Raw genomic sequence first — 22,376 nt, 5'->3', positions numbered from 1 at the left:
TACAGATCATGAAAGAAATTACCGGTACCACCAAGCTGATTGGCATTTTGGCCGATCCTATTCATCACGTAAAAACGCCACAGCGCATGAATGAACATTTGTCGACTGTGGGTTATGACGGCGTGTTGGTGCCCATGCATACGAAACCCGCTCACCTGACCGCTACGGTTAACGGTCTGCGTAACCTGGAAAATCTGCTTGGCGTGATCGTGACCGTACCGCACAAGACGGCGGTGCTGGCATTGTGCGACGATGCCTCTGAGGCTACCCGGCTTATCGGTGCCGCCAATGTGGTACGTCGCGAGGCCGATGGCCGATTGGTGGCCACGATGCTCGATGGTGAGGGTTTCGTGCGTGGCCTGAAGGACGCGGGCAGAGCGATCAAAGGTAAATCGGCCTATCTGGCGGGAGCGGGCGGGCAGCGAATGCGATCGGTTTCGCGCTCGTGCAGGCCGGGGTATCGCAACTGACCATCGCCAATCGCACCACGGCACGCGCACAGGATCTGCTGGAACGAATCAAATCGCTTTATCCCGATGCCGTGGTGCGTGTTGGCACGGCCGATCCGTCGGGTCACGATCTGGTTGTTAATGCCACATCCCTGGGTTTAGCCGAGGGCGATCCACTGCCGCTTGATACGTCAAAACTGGAACCGACACAGCTGGTATGCGAAATTATCATGCAGCCTGCCGACACCGCCTTGCTCAAGGCAGCGCAAGCCAAAGGTTGTGCTATTCACTACGGTGCCCCGATGCTGGCCGGTCAGATTGCACTGATGGCTGAGTTTCTGGGCGTGGATGCTGAGTAACGGGTATGAACGAGAACAGGGCAGATTACGACTTCATCATTGCTGGTGGCGGCACTGCGGGGTGTATCCTTGCCAACCGCCTGACTGCTGATGGTAAATATCGTGTGTTGTTGCTGGAAGCGGGGAACGACGCTAACAGCATGTGGATTTCGATTCCGGCGGGCTTTAGTAAGTTGCTCACTAATCCAGTATTTAACTGGCGCTTTCAAACCGAGCCCGAGCCTAATACGCACGACCGCGTGATTTCCGTGCCAGGGGGAAAGGCCTGGGTGGTTCGACGCTGATTAACGGCATGATCTACGTGCGCGGTCAGCCCCAAGACTACGACGGCTGGGCTGCTGCGGGCGCACATGGTGGGCGTTCAAGGACGTTGAGAAGTACTTTATCAAGCTTGAAAATTACGAGAAAGGCGGTGCAGGACGCGGCACGCAGGGCCGATGCATCTTGAAGAGGTCAAAGAGCGCTTTCCGGTATCCGATGCATTTCTGGAGGCCGCGCGTGAAGACGGGCAACCTTTAAATTCAGATTACAACAGTGGTGATCAAGAAGGCGTGGGCTATTATCAGGTGCTACAACATCGTGGTCAACGGTGGAGCGCATTCAATGGTTATCTGAAACCCGCGGTGTCACGCTCTAATCTACAGGTCATCAGTGGCGCGCATGTCGAGCGGCTGATTTTCGAGGGCACGCGTTGCGTCGGGCTTGTGTATCGTCGTGCTGGGCAAACGATTGAAGTTCGGGCCGGGCGTGAAACCCTTCTTTGTTTAGGGTCGATACAGACGCCTCAGCTGCTTGAGCTGTCAGGTGTGGGCAACCCTGATTTATTAGAAATCCTATGGCATCAATGTGGTGCATTCGCTGCCGGCGGTGGGGGAAAACTACATCGATCACTTTGCCACGCGTATGAACTGGCGCGTCAAAAATACCGTGACCTTAAATGAGATGTCACGCGGTTGGCGACTGGCGCAACAGGTAGCACGCTACTATATGCTCCGCAAGGGTATCCTGACGCTCGGCACGGGCCTTGTGCACGGCTTTATCAAAACGAGTCCTCAATTGGCGCGCCCCGACGTGCAGTATTTTTTCGTGCATGCCAGTTATGCGAATGCCGCTGAACGCATTTTGGACCACGCGCCTGGCATGACGATTGGTGTAGCGCAGCTGCGGCCACAGTCTGTCGGGACGATTCATATCAAGTCACCGGATCCGATGACGCCACCGGCTATTCGGCCTAATTTCCTGAGTACAGGCGTTGATTGTGAGTCGCTTGTGCGGGGTATGCAGATCGCACGACGTATTGTTGAGCAGCCTGCGTTGCGGCCTTATGTCGACAATGAAATGAGTCCGGGAAAGACGGTCGACACGTTCGATCAATGGCTGGATTTCGCCCGGCATAACGGACAAACGATTTATCACCCCATTGGTACCTGTCGAATGGGCTCTGATCCCGATGCGGTTACCGATCTGCGTCTGCGTGTGAATGGATTGTCTGGTCTGCGTGTGATCGATGCCTCAGTGATGCCTGCGATGGTCTCAGGTAATACTCAGGGAGCGGTGATGATGATCGCGGAGAAAGGGGCAGATATGGTATTGGAGGATGCGGTTTCTGAGATGCGCGGGTAGGGTGATATGCCGCACTTGTCAGGTTAGCGTGAACGTAAGGCCGTGCCTTTCAACGGTTGGGGCGATATGCTGCATGGTTTATGCATCGCATCGCCCCCGTTGCTTTACGTGGATATCGCTCTATCTATGGCCAGGCAGCCCAAAAGCCTTAGGCAACCAATAGCTCATCCCACCGCTGAAACATAAAATCCCTCGGTGTGTCATTGAGCGACGAGCCACCATATCCTGCAGTGTGAAGTACAAAGCGTACGCCGGCATCGCGTGCGCATTCTGCATCGACCGAGGTGTCGCCAAAATACAGGCATTGCTCAGGCTTTAGGCCTAACATACGGATTGTTTCCAGTAGGGGGACGGGAGATGGCTTCGCCTGACTCCAGGAGTCGGAGCCGCTGATGTAGTCAAACAATCCATGAATACCCATTTTGTGGGTCGCGGACACCGCGCTTTCGTAGATCTTGTTGGTACAGATGCCCATAGGAAGAGCGGCTTCGCGACATGCTTCCAACACGTCCTGAGCACCTGCATAGACAGAGGTGTTCATATGATCCAAAGCCGCGTAATTTTGCACAAAGCGGGTTTTTAGAGATTCAAAATCTGCGGGTACCTGCCACCCCATGTCGGCGATAATACTTCGCATGATACCGTCACGTGTGCCATGCAGATCATCAGGAAAATAGTCGGACGGTAGCTGGTCCAGTCCGGCCTGCTCGAACGTCAGGCGCATGCCCTGAATGATGTCTGGCGCGCTATCGATGATGGTGCCGTCCAGGTCGAACACCAGTCCGCGGACGTCGTCCTGCGTCAATAGGGAATGCAGTTTTAAACCTGCCGGGAGTGTATTAAGCACGTTTCAAGAGTCCTGTAGGTGATGCCGTATAAGCGGTCAAAGTGCGCTCCATGTAACGCATGCGCCACGACAGCATTTTTTGCGCATACGTGAGCATGATACCTTGATATGCAGGATCGTTGGCCAGATTGTGAAATTGTCCCGGGTCGGCTTTCAGATCAAAAAACAGGGGCGGCGCTTTGGTGAAATGCACGTACTTGTAGTCGTGATCCTGAATCACAGTCAGAGCACTGTCGTCCAGACCTGTGCCCATATGTGCTTCTGGTGTCGAATAGAAAATATCCCGGAATTCGAATTCGTAATGCACTTCTGTACGCCAGCCGTCGGGTCTTTTGCCTTCGGGCAGGAACGGTAGCAGCGATGCGCCATCGCAACTGCGCGGCACGGGGACCCCCATCCACTCAAGAATGGTGGGCACGGTATCGATGGTTTCAGTAAATTCACGTACGATGGTGCCACGGCTGGCATCAGCTTCGGGCCGGGGATCGCGTACGATCATCGGGATGTGATAACTCTGGTCGTGGTAGCCGAGCTTGCCCAATAGATGATGGTCACCCAATTGTTCAGCATGGTCGCTGGTAAAGATGATCAGCGTGTCGTCCCATTGGCCGGTTTCTTTCAGGAAATCAAATATGCGGCCCAGTTGGGCATCCACTTCGCTCATCAGGCCGTAATACGTAGCCCGCATCTGTTTGACTTCATTAATGGACATATCTTTTGCCAGACCTTCACCATGACGAAAGAAATTTTTGCGTCCAACGTTGTTGAGGTAGAAGTCGACCAGCGGGTGTTGTGCTGCTTCTTGTTCAGGGCTGTCTGCCCGTACAGGAGCCGGGCTGTCCTCGGGGTCATACATCGAGTTCCAGGGCTCTGGTGCAATGAAGGGTGGGTGAGGGCGCCAGTAGCCGAGGTGCAGAAACCACGGTTTATGGGTGGTGCCGCGCAGGTACTCCAACGCCTTTTCAGTAAAGTAGGACGTGTCAGAGAACTCCGCCGGAACGCGGGAGGGGCTGGCAGTGGCACCAATCTCATCCGGGCTGGCATCGCGCGGTAGCCAAATATCTTCGGGCGTTTCCGGCATATCGGCCCAGCGATGCGCAGCCCAGGCAAAATAGGATTCCATTTTGAGGCCCATGGAGCCGACGATTTTCCAGCCATCCATTTCGCCACCCAGGACACGAAAACGCGGGTCCTGGTGGTCGGTGTAGCGTGGGTCTGGCGTCGTGGTGGTGTAGCCGACCAGAGCAGGTTCATAGCCTGCCTTGCGGGATTCCCAGGCGACGTTAGTGTGACGGGCATCCAGTGGAATGGTATTTTGCGTGGCACGATGATTCATCATATACATGCCCGTCAGCAGACTGGCTCGGCCTGGTCCGCAAGGTACAGCCTGGGTGTAATGATGGGCGAAGGTGACGCCCTCGGCGGCCAGGCGTGCCACGTTGGGCAACTGAACATGATGACCAAGATTGGGAAGGGTGTCGCCGCGCCATTGATCAACGACGATCAGCAGCACGTTTTTTTTCTGTTTCATAAAATACCTGTTATTCGTTATTAGGTTACTGAAGGGTCGAGACGGTCACGCAGCCAGTCACCGACCAGGCTAATGGCAAAGGTGGTCATGACGATCACAAAACTGGGACACAAGAGAATCCAGGGGGCTGACTGCAGATATTCGCGACCATAACCCACCATGTTCCCCAGGCTGGCCATGGGTGGCTGAACGCCCAGTCCCAAAAATGAAAGACCGGATTCCAGCAGCACGACGCCGGGGAAGGTGACTGTGATATTGACGATGATTGTGCTGGCGATATTGGGTAGTACGTGTTTGCCGTAGACGCGCGTGGCCGAGGCACCTAGATCATGGGCTGCTGCTGCGTATCCCTGTTCATTGGCTGCGATGGTCAGACTGCGGGAAATGCGGGCCGTGCGTTCCCATCCATAGAAGCCCATCAGACCAATGAGCAACGGCAGCGTATTGCCAAAGAAGGCGAGCACCGCCAGCGCGATAATCATAAAGGGCATCGCGGCCTGGAAGTCGATCAGCACCAGTACCAGATTTTCAACCCATCCTCTGAAATGCGCCGCCAGTACGCCTAATAACACACCTAATGTTGTCGAGATTGCGGTCGAGGCAAAGGCGATGAGAAGACTGATTTGAATGGCGGATATGACGCGGGACAAGATGTCGCGGCCGAGTTCGTCGGTACCTAAAATATGTCCCCAATTACCACTGAGCCACACAGGTGGCTGCAACCGAGCACGTAAGTCCATTTGGTTGAACTCGTAGGGCATAAGCCATTGGGCAAACGCAGCAGTGACAAGCATGATCAACAGCCAAGCCAGACTGAACAGAACGAGCGGTGGCCAGGATTTGAAGAAAGCTTGCAGATTGCTACGCGATGTTTGGAAAGAAGCGGGTGCACCGGCCGATACGGTATTCATGCTTTTGCTCCCTGGCGACCTGCACGCAGGCGCGGGTCTAAAATGACATACAAGGCGTCAACCAGAAGGTTGGCAAGAACCATGCATGTTGCCACGACAATTAATATCGCCTGCACGACCGATAAATCGCGCGTTGCAACCGCCGTTACCAATAGACGGCCTTCGCCAGGCCAGGAGAACACGGTCTCCACGACAACCGCGCCAGCGATAAGGCCACCAACCATCATGCCGATTAGCGTGACCGTGGGGATGGCGGCATTCGGCAGGGCATGCCGAAAGACGACCTGACGCCAGCTTAGCCCCTTGGCCAATGCGGTCCGTATGTAAGGCTGGCCCAGGACCTCCACCATGGCGGAGCGGGTGAATCTGGCCAAGATGGCGGCACCGCCGAGTGATAGTGTCAGTATGGGCAAAATGGCATGTTGAACCGTACCGTAACCCCCGGTGGGCAGCCAACCCATTCCGACTGACAGCATCATGACCAGCAACAAACCCAGCACAAAACTCGGACAGGTATGACCCGCGATCGAAAAACCCATTAAACATCGGTCGATACGAGAGTTGTGGTGCAGGGCTGCGTAGACGCCAGCGGGTATGCCGATAAGCAGTTGCAGCACCATGGCGGGAATAGTAATCGCCAGCGTAGCCGGTATGCGTTCGAACACGGTGCTCATCGCGGGTGCACCGTCTTTCATCGATACGCCGAAGTTACCTTGGAACAGATTGACGAAATAGCCCACATATTGCTGCCATAAAGGGGCATCCAGGCCCCAGGCCTTGCGGAAGGCTTCGAGCGCCTCGGGCGGTGCATCGGGTGACATGATGATCAGTGCCGGATCACCCGATAGTCGTAAAATAACGAAGGCAAAGCTCAAGACGAGAAACAGTGTAATGAGCAGTCTGATGATTCGTTCAGACAGATAATGAAGCATGATAGGGATGCGCTCAGGGTGAAATACGCAGGCAGGCTACTTTGTGGCCGTTGGCAAGCGTTTGCATGGGGGGAATCTGTTCACGGCAACGGGCGGTGGCCTGTGGGCAGCGCGGGTGAAAGGAACAGCCAGACGGCATATTGATCGGATTGGGTGGATCGCCTTCCAGCAAGATGCGTTGATGACCTTTACTGCGCGACAACGTTGGTATGGCCGATACGAGTGCCTGGGTATATGGATGCGCCGGGTTCGCAAACAGCGCTTGCGGTTTACCCTGTTCAACGATGCGGCCCAGGTACATCACGGCAACTTCGTCGCAAATTTGGCGTACCACTTTCAAATCGTGACTAATAAACAGCATACCAAGCTGATGCTGTACCTGCAGGTCTTGCAACAGATTGATAACCTGCGCCTGAATGGAGACATCCAGTGCTGAAATGGGTTCGTCGCAGACTAATAATTTAGGGTTCAGAATCAATGCGCGTGCTAAAACTACGCGTTGGCGCTGCCCCCTGAGAGTTCGTGCGGGTAACGGTTCCAAAGTGACTGATTCAATCCCACCTCGTTCAGCATGGCTTGGGAACGCTCGCGTCGTTCAGTGGGTGTCGTTTTTTTGAAAATCGTCAACGGCTCGATCACCTGTGCGATCGCAGGCAGGCGTTTGTCCAGAACACTTAATGGGTCCTGGTATACCATTTGCATGTGCTGGCGTAACTCACGCCAATGGGCATTTCGCTGCTTGGGTAAGGCGGCGCCTTCAAAAGCGATGTGACCTGAGGTCGCGGGGGTCAGGCCCAGACTGAGCTTGGCCGTGGTGGACTTGCCACAGCCTGATTCTCCAACTAACCCCAGCGTTTTGCCAGCATGAACAGTGAACGATACGTCACTCACTGCCTTGAGTGTCATGGCGCGACCAAACAGGCTGCGTTGCGGGCGAACGCGGTAATGGCGTGCCAGCGAACGAACCTCCAGCAATGGTGTCGTCATGATTGAAGTCTCCAGCAAGCGGTGAGATGGTCGTCCTGCCAGGCAACCAAGCGTGGTTGTTCCAGATCACAACGTTGCATGCGGTGCGAGCAACGGGGGGCAAAACTGCAGCCTGATGGCATCGCCATAGGGGACGGCACCGTACCGGGTATTGCTACCAGACGCTTGATGGGCCGTCCAGATCGGGCAGGGCACCAATCAGTCCCTGCGTATACGGATGTGCGGCGTTATTAAATAAGCGGTTCGCTTGCGCCTTTTCCACCACGCGCCCGGCATACATCACCATGACGCGGTCGCATACTTGCGCAATGACGCCCAGATCATGTGAAATCACGACTAATCCCATACCCGTGTCTCGTTGCAGTTCCTCCAACAAGTCCAGTATCTGTGCCTGTATGGTGACGTCGAGCGCGGTTGTTGGCTCATCGGCGACCAGTAGTTCGGGCTGACCCGCTAGCGCCATGGCAATCATGACGCGCTGGTTCATGCCGCCCGATAGCTCATGTGGCCAGGACCTCATGCGTTGATCGGCACTGGGAATACGAACCTTGTCCAGCAATCGGATCGCCTCGGCCCGCGCCGCATGGCCTTTTAGGCCTTGATGCAGTGTCACGGTTTCCATTAACTGACTGCCGATGGTTTTGACGGGATTGAGACTGGACGACGGATCCTGAAAGATCATGGCGATACGGTTGCCACGAATGCCTGTCATTGCCTTTTCTGGCAAATTGGCAATATTTTTTCCGCCCAGGGTAATCTCGCCCTCGATCCGCGCCCGTTTACCCAGCAGTTGCATAACCGCCATCCAGGTCACGCTCTTGCCGCAGCCCGATTCTCCAACCACACCCAAGGTCTCGCCACGCCTTACCTCCATGTCCACGCCATGCAGGACGGGTACCAGATGGGTGCCGTTGTCAAACGAGACCTTAAGATCACGGATACGCAGCAAAGGCGAAGCCTCTGTTAGTACTTCGGACTTTATTGAGTGTTGAACACGCTCGCTTGCCGTATGGCTTGCGTCTTGCCGAGGCTGGTGCGCAACGAAGTGTGTCAGGACGGCTGCGGTCACGCTGTACTCTCAGAGGTGTTGCCCTTACGAAAATCCATATAGAAGGTGGGTGACCATTTCCAGTTGATGTCTTTGCGTTTGGCGTAAAAGGCGGCTGTTTGATGTACGACCATATAGGCGGGATCTTCATATTCTGCAATTTGCAGCATGCGTGCAAAGGCGCGCTTGCGTTCTTGAGGATCCGACGAATTTTCGAGTACACCCGATAGTTGATTGAACTCTTCGTTGCTCCATTCGCCCATCTGTTGTTGCTGACCATTCGGGCCATGCTGCTGTACGAGTGAGCTGACGGGATCGTTGAAACCCGCTGAATTCGACCAGTCACGGATGCCGCGCTGGGTGGACTTGTCATAGATCTGAGACCAGTTCTCGACCATTTGAATCGCTACGTTTACGCCGACGGCACGCCACATTTCAACCATGATCTGCGCTTTTTGTACCTGACCGGTGTAGTAGTTGTTCAACACTCGATAGGGAATGGTCTCGCCCTTGTAACCCGCTTCTTTGAGCAGGGCCTTTGCCTTTTCAGGGTCATAGGCCGGCGTACTATGCTCGGTGACCAGCATCGGGCCATAGAACTCGAACTGTAAACCCTTGGGAACAACGGTTCGACCGTCCCACATCATGTCGACGATCATCTGACGATCAATGGCGTGTGCCAGAGCAAGGCGTACACGAGGGTCTTTTAAGACGGGGTGTGTTTTATCAAAGCAGGTGAGCTGGTGGTTTTGAATGGGGCCGCCAACGAATTCCAGCTTACCCGACTGCTCTACGGTTTTGATTTGATCAGTAGGGATATCAGTGGCGAAATCGTATTCATCCGCCAGCATACCGTTAAGGCGTGAAGCCAGTTCGGGGACTTCAACGAAGTGCACCTCTTCAAGTTCGGCTGCGCCACCCCAGTACTGTTCGTGACGCTCAAGAATCAGATGCTGATCTTTCTTGAATTCCTTGACTTTGTACGGTCCGGTACCGACCGGCGCGGCAGCCCACGCTTGCCAGTCGTTGGCTTGCTCGTAGTGGCGCTTGCTGATGACTTCGCAGCCAATACGCGTCAGGCGGCCTTCCAAAGTGGGGTCAGGAATCGCATTGACAAACTGCACGGTGTATTTATCAATGACTTTAACCGCTTCCAGAGAGGGCCACAGTCGTCTGCCCACTGCGGCTACTTCGGGTGGACACTGCGGACCACGCGTCTTGCTTACCTTCCCGCCGTCAAGACGAATTGTCTTGGCACCTTCACCCCGATTAGGTTGCGTGTTACCGAACATGACTTGCGGGCCGAAGCTAAACGCGACGTCTTCCGCGGTCAACTCGTCGCCGTTATGGAAAATGACACCTTGACGTAGCGTGAGTTCCAGAACACGGTCGTTAATACGTCGCCAGGATTGGGCGATACCCGGTTTCAGACTCAAATCACCCAGTACGTCCGTTGCGATGACGGGCTCTACGATTGAAGGCAGAATGCGGCGGCCGACGTTACTCTGTTCGCGTAGCGTTGCCAAGGTACCGTTGTTGGCCAGTGCGGGCACTGCAACACGGAGAATGCGCTTGCCATTGGTATTTTTAGTGGCTTGAGCCCATGCGGGTGAAATCATGGCGGTCAGCAGACCAGCCGAAAAGCCTAGCATTTCGCGGCGACTAAGTTTCATGGTATGTGTTCTCTGCTTTGCTACGTGTAGCGATTGAAAGCGGGGAGTGTAGCCAGACCAAAAGTCGTCGCAATGACATTTGGGTTACGTATTGATGACTTGAATAAGTATCCTCAGGCTGTAACGTGCGCTGCGATAATCATTAGTGTGATAAAAGCCCGGGTGTTGTGCTCAAATTTATTTGAGCACGAGTGTTCGATTTGGTCGCGAGCATTGTCACAAGATGGCTTGTTCGTGCAGGAGGGACACTTGCATGTCGCGCAAGATGAGATGGTTTGAATCCTTCGGCTCTGGCCAACAAAAAACTTACAGAAAATCGCATGTCCTTTTTGTTGGCCACTGTCTTATTGTTTGATTTTTTTGTGCCTAATAATATTGGCAGCTAATATCGTGCAGGTGTAGATTCAATTCAGGAGTGATAGAAAATTCAACACCTGCAAACGATGTTAAGCGGATGCCCCGTCAAAATGCTGGAGCTCAAGCGCATCCAGGTCTGCTTCAGGCACACAGCGCAAATTGACGGCATAGCTGCGGGTACCATCGGGCAGCAGCCCGCTGGAAAATGACTGGATACCGCAGCGCTGGCAGAATTGATGCTGAATCTTGTGTTTATTGAATTCGTAGGTCTTTAGCTGATCGTTGCCGCTATTTAACTCAAACTGGTCGGCGGGCACGAAGGTCAGGAGTGAGCCGGTACGCCTGCAGATGGAGCAGTTGCAACTAATTGCCTGGCTGGGTATTTCAGCATTGACCGTAAAAGTGACTGTGCCGCAATGGCAGCTTCCTAGATATGACATTGATCGCTCCTTGTATATTGCAACCGTTGGCTTTGGCAGACTGCATGGTTTAGTGCATTCAGCCCGCCTGGCCTGCGGGGTCAGGAGCCGATGCGACGCTGTAGTTGTTCATAAGCCCGTTCAGCGGCTCTTTGCCTGGCCGGGGTTGTGGGAGCCAGGTAATACGAAGAGAAACTGGAATGGTATCGTTTTAACACGGGGCGGGTACGCTTGTCAGCATTGTCATATGCCTGCTTGTAGTCACGCTCCCAATTGCGATTGATCACCCGATAGCAGCGCGTTCCTTTCTCGTAGGATTCATGTGTCATGACTTCGCAGCGGCTTACCGAAGCGGGTGGGTATTTATCGGCGAAGGCTGCTGCCGTTGCGGTTATGGCTTTGTCCGATTCCAGCTCTTGTGCCTTGAACTCAGCATAGGGATCACTCTGGCTAAACGAGCAGGCTGCCAACAAAATTAAGGTTGTGATAACGGCTGTTTTTTTCACTAATGAAGTCATGTTCGAATTTTCCTGAAGCAAAAAACGTTAGCTAAAGAGGGGAACCCGCCTGCGCAAAAGTATATACAACTTTAGAATTGATACAAAGAGAAATATTATGATGAAATTTGGCTGCCTTGCAGCGGACCAGCAACCCAGGCACTGGCAGTGATCCTGTGACGGATATAACAGGAGAGTCTCGAGAAAAGATGCAGCCAAAAAAAGAGAGGAAAGGAGAAAACAGAAAGAGGGGAGGCAGCGCGGTACAAATGAGAGCGTAATCAGAGAACAGTAGTTGCATAAAAATGGCCACCGATGTCATCGGCGGCCATTGCAGAACTACCCGTCAAGCGCAAGAAATGCAGCAATAACTTTGCCTGGCCCGGCTATTTGAGTTCCCCTGTTGTTCACAGGAAAATACGTCACTTGTTATTTGACGATGGCTTCGATCTGAACCAATATTTTTACCTCGTCTGGAATGCCCATGTCGATACCCCAGTTCATGCCCCATTCCGAGCGTTTGATCGTGGTTTCGAAATCACCGCCGCAGATGTTCTTTTTCAGTACGGGCTGGAAATAGCAATTGTAATTGGTGTTTTTGAGCGTCACCGGATGAGTCTGGCCCAGCAGAGTCAGGTCACCACCTACCGTGGCCAGTTTGTCATTCTTGTATTCAAACGACTTCCCGGCAAACGTTATTTCCGGATATTTTTCGGCGTTGAAAAAATCGGCAGACTTCAAATGATCATCGAAATCCTTGGTGCCTGAATTGACCGAGCCGGCTTTTATTTTGATATCGGCGCTACCCTTGTTTTGCTTGGCATCGGCGGCAATGGTGCCCTGGACATCATCAAAGCGAATGCGCAATGTGGACGTCTTGAAATGCATGACTTCCACGGTCACAAATGTGTGGGTCGGTTCTACTTCGTAGTTTGCCGTTTCAGCATGGGCCGTGCCGGCGATACCGCAAAGCAGGGCGGCAGACAGGGCGGTATTACGTAATACAGAGGTCATTCAATATACTCCTGAAAAAAATGATGGCAAAGCAACGATCTGATGCCTGGCGCGAGAATCACTTTGATAATTTATCATGAATTTATTCAGTGTTCTGTAAGTAACGGCTCGCCTACGGCATTCACCCTCCAGACCAAGAAGGCAAAACAAAATTGCAACTGCTTACCCAGCTCGATAGCCGTGTTGAGCACGCGGCCAAGACCGTGAGGTAGCGCGCGATGCAAAGGAGGGATCCGGCTTGTTTTGTGGCACAATGCCTTGTTTACCCGGTAGGACGATGCCAATTAGGCGTTCGGGCGCTGGTGGGTGCACGCGCTTTGTTCGCCGCTTGCGGCTAACACGAGAACAAACATAACAGTCGTTGGGCCGGCGCCACACAAGCAGCATATGTAATTCTAAGGGAATTGAATCAATGAATACCGAACAGACCGAGAGTAGCACTCAGGCGTTGAGCCAGATCCTGCCTGATGGCGAGCAAACGGTTGTCTGGCATTCAGAAGCCGGCTTTGCCGCCCCAACCTCTGTGGAGTATGCAGACGATACGATGCGGGCCGATCAGGCACTGAAAAAAATGCGCAATGGCATTGGCTTGCTCTGGCGCGGTGACTTCCAGAATGGCAGGCAACTGCTGCAGGCGTTGGGGCGCCGGCTGGATCGAAAGACCAAAGCGGCAGCCGATCTTGATGTCGAGCCAATTGCTGCGCGCTTTCACCGGTACCGGATGCAGCAGGCGCAGCGGGCACGTTTGCTTGGTCTGTTACTAATCCGGCTCGAATCTGACAATTCTATTGCACTGCGCAGGGCGCCTGCCTGGGAGCAGGCGCTGTTGCAGGTGTACGGCGCTGTACACCCGCCCATGCTGGTGTCGTTAAGAGAATTGCTGGGTGTGGTCGGAGCCTATGAGTGGCGTCGCAAAGGGGTGCCTATTAGCAGCTGTGATTTTCGGATTCATCCGCACTATGGCGTATTTTCACCCTCGCGCGCCGAGTATCTTGCCTTGCTCATGCAAGCGTCCTTGCCGGAAAACTGCCACAGTGCATTCGATATCGGCACAGGTACGGGTGTGCTGTCTGTCTTGCTGGCCAAACGAGGCATTGCACGGATCATTGCCACTGACTCTTCACCGCGGGCCGTGGCCTGCGCGCGGGACAATGTGAACAGGTTAGGGTTAAACGATCAGGTGGAAGTACGGCAAGTTGAATTTTTCCCTGAGGGCAGGGCCGACCTGCTTGTGTGCAATCCGCCCTGGTTACCAGGCAAGGTTACTTCATCGCTTGATGCGGCCGTCTATGACCCCGGCGAACAGATGCTCAAAGGCTTTTGCAAAAAGCGCGAGAACATCTGGCGCCGGGCGGACAGGTCTGGCTGATCATGTCTGACCTGGCTCAGTTGCTGGGCTTGCGCGCAGAACACGCGTTGGCGCAGCTGTTTAGTGATAATGATTTGCGCGTGCTTACCGTTTACGAGGCCAAGCCAAGCCACGCCCGTGCGGCTGATCGGTCAGACCCATTGCATGAGGCACGCGCGCAAGAGACGACATCGCTATGGTGTCTGGCGCCTATTGACACTGAAAATTGATGAAGTAGGTGTCTTCTGGTGTGCCAGTACCAGTGGGATTGTGTTGTGAAATATTGACAGGTTTCTGATAGCCGCAGGTTTTTTGAGCCGTCTGCATGCACATTTCCCAGTTCGGTGGCGTTTTCGCATCGGGTGAACACTTGACGCCATAATTGCCGCGATCTGTCACGTCAAGCCCGCTGGATGCACAACCGGCCAGCACGATAGGGACAAGAATCAATAGCAGTTTTTTCATTCACGAACTCCTGTTGGGGCTGTATTGTCTGGTGGCTGTATTGTATCGGATTATTAATCACGCACTTTTATTTTAATTAAATTCAGTTATAGTAATAGAAGAATATCCTGTAACGTATTGAATTGAACGCATGTATTTGCCCATTGTGGGAATTGATATGTTTGATTTGTATGCATTCCGTTACATTCAAGTGTGATTCTGTTGTTATGATGAGAGTCGTATAAGTTTTGTTTATGTCTTTTAAAGGGGTACTTCTATGAAAAAATTTCTCGTTCCCGCTATGATCGTTCTCGCAACTGCAGCATCAGTAAACGTACACGCTGCTACGCCATCTGACAATCTGTCCCGGCATGCGCTGGGCGAGGCAAAGGATACCCGTTCTGCCTTGGCAGTCTCAGGATATGTATGTTGAGCCAACGCTGCGCATGACAGAGACAACGGTACCTGTCACGCCGGGTCAGGCCCAGCAACAGAATTTACCGGTTCAGGCAGTACCAGCAGGTTCTGTTCCACCTACAGGTACCAGCACGACGACGGTGTATGGCCCTGATGGTCAACCTATTTCCCAGCCTGCGCAAGCAATGCCGCAATCTGGTCAGTCAGCTGCACCGGGCCAGCCAGTGCCAATGCAGCAGGGCACCAGTGGCGCACCTGTTCAGGATCTGTCTCGTCCACAGCCTGATAGCTTGCAGCCTGACGGCATAACGCCGTTTAACCAAGGACGTGATCGACAGGCATAGATAGCGCGCATTATTATTGCCGTTGTTGTTTATGCCATCGTTCAGATCCTCCTGCTCGTTGTACAAAAAACCGATAACGTTGCTGCGTTATCGGTTTTTTTATTCAAGCATAGATTTTGTCGGTATGCTTTGCACGCGCGCAGCCTGCAACAGGTGAGTCAACTGCGCAACTGTGCTGACCAAGGCAGGGGGTAAGGGGCGTGATCAACCATTTAAAAACAGAGAGTTGTGTCCGTCGGGTTCGCGACGGCCTATTGGGCGATCTTTTGATGGTCGTAATGGTGTGTTGGGCAACGACAGGCGATTTACACAGGGCGACCTGCGAAGCGGGCTGGTAAATACGCGAGGATAAAAACGCCCGCAAAAACCCCTGTTTTTGGTTCGGATTCATTAATCTGTGGCATTCGCTTGTTATCAACAAAGATATCGAATGCAGCCATTGGATAGCATTAACAACGACAACTCGGCGGCGTGGCTGGCACGCTATGCAGATTTGTTCGACAGTATTGAGAGCACACCATTAACGCCAGAGCAACGTCAGGCGTGTATCTCGAATGCGCCTGCGACGCTTGTGCTGGCAGGCGCCGGTACGGGCAAGACCAGCACGCTGACCGGGCGCGCTGCGTTTCTCATGGCGCATGGGCTGGCTCAGCCTGATGAAATTCTCTGCCTGGCGTTTGCCCGTGAAGCAGCGTTGGAAATTGATACGCGCCTGAAGCGCCGGCTTGCTGCGCGCTGGCCGATCCAAGGCTTTGCAGCAAGCACTTTCCACAGCCTGGGCTTGCGTATCGTACGCGAAGTCGAAGGTAAGGCACCTGTGCTCACTGAGCTGTGTAGTGATCGGCAGAAGCTGACCGCTTTTATTCATGAACAAATGCTGCACTTGGCCGCGACATCGGCGCAATATGCCGGCTTGCTGTTTGAGTATTTTGCAATGATCGAGCCTGGGCTTGCATTGTCGTGTGAGTTTTCTGAGCGCTGTGCTTATCTGGCCAAGAATTCTGCACACCTATTGCAGACCGTCCGTGGCGATATCGTACGTTTTTCGTTTGACTGCCTGGTCGCCAATACACTGTGCTTGATGGGTATTGAATATGAATATCGAAAACATTATCCATACCCCGTATTTCTGGGCAGGCGCCGGCCATATCAGAGCACTTTTTATCTGCGGGAGGCAAATGTTTATGTTGATGTGTTCGATTGCGTCAGGCCGATAGACGAGCGGTGCGTTGCCGCCACACTGTCGCGTCGGCTTGCCGGCATTCACCAGTATTACGGCACGCATCATTTTATTCTTTGGGAAGCACCGGAATATCTGCTCGACATCTGGCAACTGGTTGAGCTGTTAAACCGCAAAATAATTGAGTGTGGCACAGCAGCGTGCAAAGGCAGGGGTGCCACCGCGTGCAACAACAATCCAAATCGTCAGATTCGCAATAGACAGGGCAGGGCGGATATGCAACGCGCTTGCCTGCAACTGTTGGTCGGTTCTGTTCGCTGGTTCTCTTTGGTCGATAGCCTGGCCACTGTGTTGCCACTGTATCTTCAAAGCAAGGCGCAGTTGGGTCCGGACGCCAGGCGCGCTGAACTTAAAGGGGCGTGGGAACAGCGTCGCATGGTGAATATCACTGCGCTGGTGCAGCCGCTGGCGACAGCCTATAAAGTGCGTTTGCAGACGCAAGGAGAAATTGATTTTGACGATATGATCGCCCGGGCAACGCAGTATGTCGCTTCAGGTCGCTTCGTCGTTCCCTGGCGTGACATATTGATTGATGAGTTCCAGGATATATCGATGCCGCGGTTTGCGCTCATCGCTGCCATGCTGCGGCAGCGGCCGGATCTGCGGCTATTTTGCGTGGGCGACGACTGGCAGGCTATCTATCGTTTTGCGGGCAGTGATATCCGTTACAGCACGCAATTTTCAGAGTATGTGCATCCACAGGCACGGATCGTACCTTTGAGTTGCACCTTCCGGTTCAATCAGGCGCTGTGTAATGTGAGTAGCCGGTTCCTGATGAAAAACCCGTTCCAGAACCGTAAGCGGTTGTTTGCAGCGAGCAATGACTTGCGGCTTGTGGTAACGGTCGCCCGGCAGGAGGATGGCCTGGCGGTAATCTTATCAAAGCTCCAGCAGGCGCAGACCCGGTGGATGTACGTCACACAATGCGGTGACCACATCCCGGAGACACTTTTTCAAAGCACCTGCGCGGTGTCGTTCGCGCTCAGAGCAGGCATCAGACTGATGAAGTGGATTGTGGCTCGGACGGGCTTTACGATGCCGACCGGGTTAATGTCTGCAGTCGCGGATATCCATCCAGTTGGCTGTTCGGCCTGTGTTGCGGCACCCGCGCAAACCACCGCTGGCCACGGGCCAGCGCCTTCACCCCCAAAGGACTCGGTGCTTATTCTGGCGCGGTTTGCGCACTTGCTACCCGATAGCGACAGGTTGAGCGCATACGCCGAGCGCTATCCAGGCTTGCAGATCAGCGTGAGCACCGTGCATGCTTCCAAGGGGCTGGAAGCCGACTATGTATTGATTCTGAATATGGAGCAGGGGATATACGGCTTTCCTTCAAGCAGGCACGCTGACCTGGTGATAGAGCACTTTTTGCCGCAGCCTGAGTGCTTTGAGCACGCAGACGAACGAAGGCTATTTTATGTCGCCCTGACGCGCGCTAGAAAGCACGTGTGGCTGCTGGTACCGCAAGACATTAAAAAAAGGTCGGTATTTGTGAGGGAGTTGCTGCAAGAAAATAAAGCCACAGTCTGCAGCTTTGACAAACGCAGGCTGGCAAGAGGCGGCCGGTGGAAAGTGATCATTCGGCTTGGTCATTCATGTTCATCGAACCTAGCAGTTAAAATTGCTCGGCGATTACGATCAGGCCGCCGCTTGCATGCGCACGAAACCACATTAGCTGATCGGCAGGAACGACCGGTCGCCGGTATAGTTGATAAAGTCAAGCGCAGTTTCATAGGCATCGGCGTCGGCGCAGAAAAAAAGAACCGTATCATCTGAGTCCATATTGGCCAGAATGGATTCCATTTCATCTTCCACCGGTTCGTCTTCAAGGCCCAGGCTGGATACATGGATCTGGCCGTCCTGCTCAAAACGCGCGTTTGGCAGGATATCCGGAATCCGGTCAAAGTCTACGTCTTCTACAATCAAATAAATGTCCAGCGCCAGACCATTGACTTGCGCCAACACCTGAATGCCATTGTGGATCGCCCGAACCAGGCTTGTTTGTATACCAGGATCACCAGTCATGATTTATTCAGAAAGCAAAGAAGTTGGAGGTGGCGCATCGCTTGGCACGGCCGGAGCACCCTTATAATGACCTTGGTGCACACCGCAACCGGCCAGGGCGATGAGAAGGGCAGTCAATGCGACGAATTTTTGCATGATAGTTAAAGTACCTGGAATGAGGGCTGGCGGGAATCGCTACAATACAATTGTAATACGAACTGACCGTCTGGATCCATGACACGAAAAATTGTCCATATTGATATGGACGCATTTTATGCTTCTGTTGAGCTGCGCGAAAATCCGCAGCTCAAAGGCCTGCCCGTGGTTGTCGCCTGGGACAGCATTCGTTCGGTGATTGTTGCCGCGTCTTATGAGGCACGCAAATTTGGCTTGCGGTCGGCCATGTCGGTCAGGCGCGCGCGCGAACTGTGTCCGCATGCGATTTATATCGCGCCCAATTTTACTTTGTATCGCGAGGTGTCGCGCCAGGTGCGCGGTATCTTCCAGCAATACACGGATCGGATTGAGCCGCTGTCGCTGGACGAAGCCTATCTGGATGTCACTGTCAATCACAAGGGTATTGCATCTGCAACAGAAGTGGCCCGCCGGATCCAGGAGGACATTTTCCGTGAAACGTCGCTCACCGCATCTGCCGGCGTGGCGCCCAATAAATTTCTGGCCAAAATCGCGTCGGACTGGAATAAACCCAACGGCATCTGTGTGGTTCCACCATCCAGGGTGATGTCGTTTTTGCAGGATCTGCCGCTGGAAAAAATTCCCGGCGTCGGGCGGGTGACACTGGCCAAGTTTCATCGGCTGCAAATGAAGACTATTGCGGACTTGCGCCTGCGCAGTGAATGGGAGCTGACACATCATTTCGGCGCGTATGGCCATCGTTTGTTCGAACTGGCGCGCGGCATTGATTTGCGTGAAGTCGATACCAATCAGCAGTCGCAGCAGATCTCCACGGAAACGACCTTTGATCGGGACTTGCCCTATCTGCAACTGCAGGATCCACTGGATGCCATCGCCAGAAAACTATGGGAGCAGGTGCTGCGCAAACGCAAGTTCGGCCGTACCGTCACGCTCAAGCTTAAAAGCGCCTCATTCCGGATCGTGACTCGTTCGCAGACCTATTCCAATCCGTTGTATTCAGTGGATGAGGTGCGACATGCAGCGGCCACGCTGCTGGCCCGCCTTGAAGCCGATAAACGTCATACGCTATATCGGCTTATTGGTCTGGGCATTAGCGCTTTTGCTGAAGTGGATGAAATTGCAGCGCAGATTTCGCTGCTGTAGCTCGTATGTTGTCTGGGGCTGATCGCCAGTAACGCATGAGGCGCAAGAAAAATGCCATTTTCCGCAGGCTGTTGGCAGAGAAGAAAATGGCATAGTGACTAATGTCGGGTGCGTCAATTGATCGCGCGCTCATCGCAGTTGTTGCGCGACATGATCAGGCGCGTGGTATCAAATTGACCGTTTACGGTTTAAGACGATCTTTCAGGCGCTTGGACAGTTCTGCCATGTCTGTACGACCCGCCAGTTTTTGCTTGAGAATGGCCATGGCCTTGCCCATGACTGCCGGGCCGGTAATGCCGTCTGCTGTCACTTGAGTCAGCGCTGCGTCGACCGCTTCAGCGACTTCCTGTTCCGATGCCTCTTCCGGCAGAAATTCCCTGAGCACTTGCAGTTCTGCCTTTTCTGCTTCGGCCGTTTCCGTGCGACCCGCATTTTCGAAAGCAGTGATGGATTCCTTGCGCTGTTTAACCTGTTTTTCAATGATGGCCAGCACCTGGTCGTCATTCAGTTCAACGCGATCATCGATTTCTTTCTGTTTGATAGCGGCCTGCAGAAAGCGCAGCGTGCCCAGTCTTGCGGTCTGCTTGGCGCGCATGGCGTCTTTGACGGCATCTGATATTGCTATTTTGAGGGAAGAAGACATGAATTTATTCCGGGAATGGTAAGATTAGTTTCATATTATGGCATAACTTTTTCGGAGATATATATGACGGAAATAAAGACTTCCCAGATTCTTCTCCCGGAAGGCGACACCCATGGTCAGTTGTTTTACATACTGCATGAAGAGAACGAGCAATTAACGAATATGCCATTTTTGTTAGGCACCATTCGAGCTGAATTTCCTGATGCTGTGATCCGGATCGCGGTCGTTGCGCTGGATGAAGACACGGCATGGCTGGACGCTGCGGACGCGGAACCGGACGCGCCGGCAACTGCGCAACTTGCGCCACGCCTGGCAGCCAATATCAAATCACTGGAGCATGATATCCAGGCGGGTCAGCACATTCACGGCGTACTGAGCGAAGCCACGGCGGTGATCGGTGTGGGACCTGCGGGTTCGCTAGTGTTGGGCTTAACGCTGCTGGAGCAGCCGATTGCTGGCAGGCTGATTACATTCGGTGCAAAGTTTCCTGCCTATCCTCTGGAGCTATCTCTGGATACAACCGTCCATTTGTTGCATGCCGATCGCGATATGGCAGTGCCATCGGCGCGGGCTCGCGAGGCGCATGAACGAATGGCGCAGTTGCAGGCCGATGCGACAATTGACATTGCCATGAACTCGGCCGAGTCATTCAGTGAAGTGCTGATTGGAAAAATGTTTGAAAGGCTGAAAACCTGTGTGCCATTGCGATACTGGCGCTATGCAGCAGAGTCTGAGAGTGATAAAGAAGAGGGCAGGACGCCGCCCACTTCCCTGCATTAGAGGAGCAACCGGGACAGCAGGCAAACAAGCCCTTGCGGTCCGGTTTGGCTCTCCATGCTTTACAGCAAGGTGGGGTAATCTTGCTGAACCATATGACGCACACGCACCGCGTCTGCAAAACGGGTCAACCCGCCATCGGCGTTGAGCAGTACGACGGCAACCGGGCGACGATCCATTTCAGTCATCATCACCAGGCAGTCGCCCGCTTCCCGGATATAGCCGGTTTTGGAAATATGGATGTTCCAGTCGCTGTTGCGGATCAGGCGATTGGTATTACGATAGCGTTGTTCGCGACCGTTGCTGGTCACGATCTGGTATTTGTCGCTGGTGGTGTATTCGCGAATAAGCGGCTGCTGATGCACGGCCTGCATCAGACGCACCAGATCGCGAGGGGAGGCGACATTCTGTGGTGATAGTCCCGTTGGCTCTACAAAACGGGTCCTGGTCATGCCCAGCTGGCGTGCCTTGGCGTTCATTTCGCGTACAAAGGCGTTCATGCCGCCAGGATAGGTTCGGCCTAGCGCATGCGCTGCCCGGTTCTCCGAAGACATCAGGGCCAGATGCAGCAGCTCGCTGCGTGTCAATACCGTACCCACAGAGAGTCGCGAGGATGATTTTTTAACCCGATCAATGTCATCTGCCGTAATGACGATCTGCTCGTTCATGTTCAGATTGGCAGTAGTGATGATCAGTGCGGTCATCAATTTGCTGATTGATGCAATGGGCCGGATTACATCGGCATTTTTGGAATAAAGTATGCGGTTATCGGTCAGGTCGACTACATAGGCGACTTGGGAGCGGACAATACCGCCATTGTCCGCCTGGCCAACAACGGTACTGGCCAGCGGCAGGGCGTCATAGGTCTGGCTGCCATCATCTTCCTGCGCGAAACTGGAAACGGGTACAATAGAACCAGTGGCCAGCACCACGGCCAGGCATGCGCTCAGGGTTTTTCTAAGATATTTTTGCATAGGTTCGTCACGGACAAATTAGATCAGGGTCAGCGCAATTATAAATAAGATTTGAAAAAAAATATATTTATTAATGAGTTAGAAGCGATATCTATATTTACCGTTAAGTATGTCGCCTGAATGCCATCCTGTCTTTTGAGGTGTAAATAGACGACAAAGCAGGAAAATGAATGCAAATTACGCTATATTTTGCTAAATGCCGCTAAATTGTATCAAATATTTTCACAATAAAAACAGAA

The 22,376-nt window shown here is 53.4% G+C and carries 19 protein-coding genes and 4 pseudogenes; 7 read left to right on the top strand and 16 right to left on the bottom strand.

Going from position 1 to position 22,376, the window contains the following annotated elements; genetic code table 11:
• Nucleotides 1-8: 8 nt before the first annotated feature.
• Both TKWG_RS10135 and TKWG_RS10130 read left to right on the top strand, forming a co-directional pair.
• Nucleotides 9-808: pseudogene (locus TKWG_RS10135) on the top strand (shikimate dehydrogenase family protein).
• A 5-nt stretch (nucleotides 809-813) separates the two neighbouring features.
• Nucleotides 814-2,431: pseudogene (locus tag TKWG_RS10130) on the top strand (GMC family oxidoreductase).
• A 148-nt stretch (nucleotides 2,432-2,579) separates the two neighbouring features.
• Here the strand turns inward: TKWG_RS10130 and TKWG_RS10125 are convergent.
• The 12 genes and pseudogenes from TKWG_RS10125 to TKWG_RS10075 all read right to left on the bottom strand — a co-directional run bounded on the left by TKWG_RS10125 (nucleotide 2,580) and on the right by TKWG_RS10075 (nucleotide 12,647).
• Entirely contained in the window at nucleotides 2,580-3,236 is a 657-nt protein-coding gene (locus TKWG_RS10125) for an HAD family hydrolase (RefSeq protein ID WP_238534360.1), read from the bottom strand.
• 34 nt (nucleotides 3,237-3,270) lie between these two features.
• Nucleotides 3,271-4,809, bottom strand: a complete 1,539-nt coding sequence (pehA, locus tag TKWG_RS10120; protein WP_014750745.1) for a phosphoric/sulfuric ester hydrolase PehA — start codon at nucleotides 4,807-4,809, stop codon at nucleotides 3,271-3,273.
• Between the two features lie 20 nt (nucleotides 4,810-4,829).
• Complete coding sequence (locus TKWG_RS10115) at nucleotides 4,830-5,720, bottom strand: ABC transporter permease (protein WP_014750744.1); 891 nt, start codon at nucleotides 5,718-5,720, stop codon at nucleotides 4,830-4,832.
• A complete protein-coding gene (locus tag TKWG_RS10110) occupies nucleotides 5,717-6,652 on the bottom strand; it encodes an ABC transporter permease (RefSeq protein WP_014750743.1) in 936 nt (311 codons plus the stop codon). Before TKWG_RS10110 ends, TKWG_RS10115 begins: the two co-directional genes overlap by 4 nt.
• Before the next feature lie 13 nt (nucleotides 6,653-6,665).
• Nucleotides 6,666-7,130 (bottom strand): oligopeptide/dipeptide ABC transporter ATP-binding protein, encoded by a 465-nt coding sequence (locus tag TKWG_RS26495; RefSeq protein WP_014750742.1) that lies wholly within the window; start codon nucleotides 7,128-7,130, stop codon nucleotides 6,666-6,668.
• Between the two features lie 18 nt (nucleotides 7,131-7,148).
• A pseudogene (locus TKWG_RS26490) lies at nucleotides 7,149-7,558 on the bottom strand (ATP-binding cassette domain-containing protein); the annotation flags it as partial.
• 77 nt (nucleotides 7,559-7,635) lie between these two features.
• On the bottom strand, nucleotides 7,636-7,761 hold the full coding sequence (locus TKWG_RS23975; RefSeq protein ID WP_238534408.1) for an oligopeptide/dipeptide ABC transporter ATP-binding protein: 126 nt from the start codon (nucleotides 7,759-7,761) through the stop codon (nucleotides 7,636-7,638).
• 6 nt (nucleotides 7,762-7,767) lie between these two features.
• Nucleotides 7,768-8,513 (bottom strand): annotated as a pseudogene (locus TKWG_RS10100) (ABC transporter ATP-binding protein); the annotation flags it as partial.
• A gap of 191 nt (nucleotides 8,514-8,704) precedes the next feature.
• Nucleotides 8,705-10,360, bottom strand: a complete 1,656-nt coding sequence (locus tag TKWG_RS10095) for an ABC transporter substrate-binding protein (RefSeq protein WP_014750739.1) — start codon at nucleotides 10,358-10,360, stop codon at nucleotides 8,705-8,707.
• Between the two features lie 446 nt (nucleotides 10,361-10,806).
• On the bottom strand, nucleotides 10,807-11,157 hold the full coding sequence (locus TKWG_RS10085) for a GFA family protein (RefSeq protein ID WP_014750738.1): 351 nt from the start codon (nucleotides 11,155-11,157) through the stop codon (nucleotides 10,807-10,809).
• An 80-nt stretch (nucleotides 11,158-11,237) separates the two neighbouring features.
• Nucleotides 11,238-11,654, bottom strand: coding sequence for a hypothetical protein (locus tag TKWG_RS10080; protein WP_014750737.1), 417 nt, complete (start codon nucleotides 11,652-11,654; stop codon nucleotides 11,238-11,240).
• 408 nt (nucleotides 11,655-12,062) lie between these two features.
• Nucleotides 12,063-12,647: a YceI family protein gene (locus tag TKWG_RS10075; RefSeq protein WP_014750736.1), complete on the bottom strand. Its 585-nt coding sequence runs from the start codon at nucleotides 12,645-12,647 to the stop codon at nucleotides 12,063-12,065.
• Between the two features lie 412 nt (nucleotides 12,648-13,059).
• Between TKWG_RS10075 and TKWG_RS10070 the strand changes: the two genes are divergently transcribed.
• Together TKWG_RS10070 and TKWG_RS26485 are read left to right on the top strand one after the other, a co-directional pair.
• Nucleotides 13,060-14,016, top strand: a complete 957-nt coding sequence (locus TKWG_RS10070; RefSeq protein WP_014750735.1) for a methyltransferase — start codon at nucleotides 13,060-13,062, stop codon at nucleotides 14,014-14,016.
• 2 nt (nucleotides 14,017-14,018) lie between these two features.
• Complete coding sequence (locus TKWG_RS26485) at nucleotides 14,019-14,225, top strand: hypothetical protein (RefSeq protein WP_014750734.1); 207 nt, start codon at nucleotides 14,019-14,021, stop codon at nucleotides 14,223-14,225.
• Here TKWG_RS26485 and TKWG_RS10060 read toward each other — a convergent pair.
• Nucleotides 14,206-14,460 carry a hypothetical protein gene (locus TKWG_RS10060; RefSeq protein ID WP_014750733.1) on the bottom strand — a complete coding sequence of 85 codons (255 nt, stop codon included), beginning with the start codon at nucleotides 14,458-14,460 and terminating at the stop codon, nucleotides 14,206-14,208. The genes TKWG_RS26485 and TKWG_RS10060 overlap by 20 nt on opposite strands.
• Nucleotides 14,461-15,630: 1,170 nt before the next feature.
• Here TKWG_RS10060 and TKWG_RS10050 point away from each other — a divergent pair.
• Entirely contained in the window at nucleotides 15,631-18,216 is a 2,586-nt protein-coding gene (locus TKWG_RS10050; protein ID WP_014750732.1) for a UvrD-helicase domain-containing protein, read from the top strand.
• On the opposite strand, the gene TKWG_RS22465 is transcribed toward TKWG_RS10050, so the two are convergent.
• The gene (locus tag TKWG_RS22465; RefSeq protein WP_081489268.1) at nucleotides 18,112-18,465 is read right to left on the bottom strand and encodes a hypothetical protein; all 354 of its coding nucleotides are present in this window, start codon (nucleotides 18,463-18,465) and stop codon (nucleotides 18,112-18,114) included. The two genes, TKWG_RS10050 and TKWG_RS22465, sit on opposite strands and share 105 nt — an antisense overlap.
• A gap of 213 nt (nucleotides 18,466-18,678) precedes the next feature.
• On the opposite strand from TKWG_RS22465, the gene dinB reads away from it, so the two are divergent.
• Complete coding sequence (dinB, locus tag TKWG_RS10040) at nucleotides 18,679-19,743, top strand: DNA polymerase IV (protein ID WP_014750730.1); 1,065 nt, start codon at nucleotides 18,679-18,681, stop codon at nucleotides 19,741-19,743.
• A gap of 181 nt (nucleotides 19,744-19,924) precedes the next feature.
• On the opposite strand, the gene TKWG_RS10035 is transcribed toward dinB, so the two are convergent.
• A complete protein-coding gene (locus TKWG_RS10035) occupies nucleotides 19,925-20,386 on the bottom strand; it encodes a GatB/YqeY domain-containing protein (RefSeq protein WP_014750729.1) in 462 nt (153 codons plus the stop codon).
• 63 nt (nucleotides 20,387-20,449) lie between these two features.
• Here TKWG_RS10035 and TKWG_RS21470 point away from each other — a divergent pair, with 63 nt between their 5' ends.
• On the top strand, nucleotides 20,450-21,166 hold the full coding sequence (locus TKWG_RS21470) for an alpha/beta hydrolase family protein (protein ID WP_014750728.1): 717 nt from the start codon (nucleotides 20,450-20,452) through the stop codon (nucleotides 21,164-21,166).
• A gap of 59 nt (nucleotides 21,167-21,225) precedes the next feature.
• On the opposite strand, the gene pbpG is transcribed toward TKWG_RS21470, so the two are convergent.
• Nucleotides 21,226-22,011, bottom strand: a complete 786-nt coding sequence (gene pbpG / locus TKWG_RS10025; RefSeq protein WP_050981715.1) for a D-alanyl-D-alanine endopeptidase — start codon at nucleotides 22,009-22,011, stop codon at nucleotides 21,226-21,228.
• Nucleotides 22,012-22,376: the final 365 nt, after the last annotated feature.

Origin of the sequence: Advenella kashmirensis WT001 (assembly GCF_000219915.2) — a bacterium.
Taxonomy (GTDB): Bacteria; Pseudomonadota; Gammaproteobacteria; order Burkholderiales; family Burkholderiaceae_B; genus Advenella; species Advenella kashmirensis.
Note: the sequence above shows the minus strand (reverse complement) of the source record. Positions and strands in the feature narration are given on the sequence as shown.

Coding starts and splice junctions, on each gene's coding strand:
- pehA (WP_014750745.1), bottom strand. CDS start 4,809: ATGAAACAGAAAAAAAACGTGCTGCTGATCGTCGTTGATCAATGGCGC.
- TKWG_RS10115 (WP_014750744.1), bottom strand. CDS start 5,720: ATGAATACCGTATCGGCCGGTGCACCCGCTTCTTTCCAAACATCGCGT.
- TKWG_RS10110 (WP_014750743.1), bottom strand. CDS start 6,652: ATGCTTCATTATCTGTCTGAACGAATCATCAGACTGCTCATTACACTG.
- TKWG_RS23975 (WP_238534408.1), bottom strand. CDS start 7,761: ATGCCATCAGGCTGCAGTTTTGCCCCCCGTTGCTCGCACCGCATGCAA.
- TKWG_RS10095 (WP_014750739.1), bottom strand. CDS start 10,360: ATGAAACTTAGTCGCCGCGAAATGCTAGGCTTTTCGGCTGGTCTGCTG.
- TKWG_RS10085 (WP_014750738.1), bottom strand. CDS start 11,157: ATGTCATATCTAGGAAGCTGCCATTGCGGCACAGTCACTTTTACGGTC.
- TKWG_RS10080 (WP_014750737.1), bottom strand. CDS start 11,654: ATGACTTCATTAGTGAAAAAAACAGCCGTTATCACAACCTTAATTTTG.
- TKWG_RS10075 (WP_014750736.1), bottom strand. CDS start 12,647: ATGACCTCTGTATTACGTAATACCGCCCTGTCTGCCGCCCTGCTTTGC.
- TKWG_RS10070 (WP_014750735.1), top strand. CDS start 13,060: ATGAATACCGAACAGACCGAGAGTAGCACTCAGGCGTTGAGCCAGATC.
- TKWG_RS26485 (WP_014750734.1), top strand. CDS start 14,019: ATGTCTGACCTGGCTCAGTTGCTGGGCTTGCGCGCAGAACACGCGTTG.
- TKWG_RS10060 (WP_014750733.1), bottom strand. CDS start 14,460: ATGAAAAAACTGCTATTGATTCTTGTCCCTATCGTGCTGGCCGGTTGT.
- TKWG_RS10050 (WP_014750732.1), top strand. CDS start 15,631: ATGCAGCCATTGGATAGCATTAACAACGACAACTCGGCGGCGTGGCTG.
- TKWG_RS22465 (WP_081489268.1), bottom strand. CDS start 18,465: ATGACTGGTGATCCTGGTATACAAACAAGCCTGGTTCGGGCGATCCAC.
- dinB (WP_014750730.1), top strand. CDS start 18,679: ATGACACGAAAAATTGTCCATATTGATATGGACGCATTTTATGCTTCT.
- TKWG_RS10035 (WP_014750729.1), bottom strand. CDS start 20,386: ATGTCTTCTTCCCTCAAAATAGCAATATCAGATGCCGTCAAAGACGCC.
- TKWG_RS21470 (WP_014750728.1), top strand. CDS start 20,450: ATGACGGAAATAAAGACTTCCCAGATTCTTCTCCCGGAAGGCGACACC.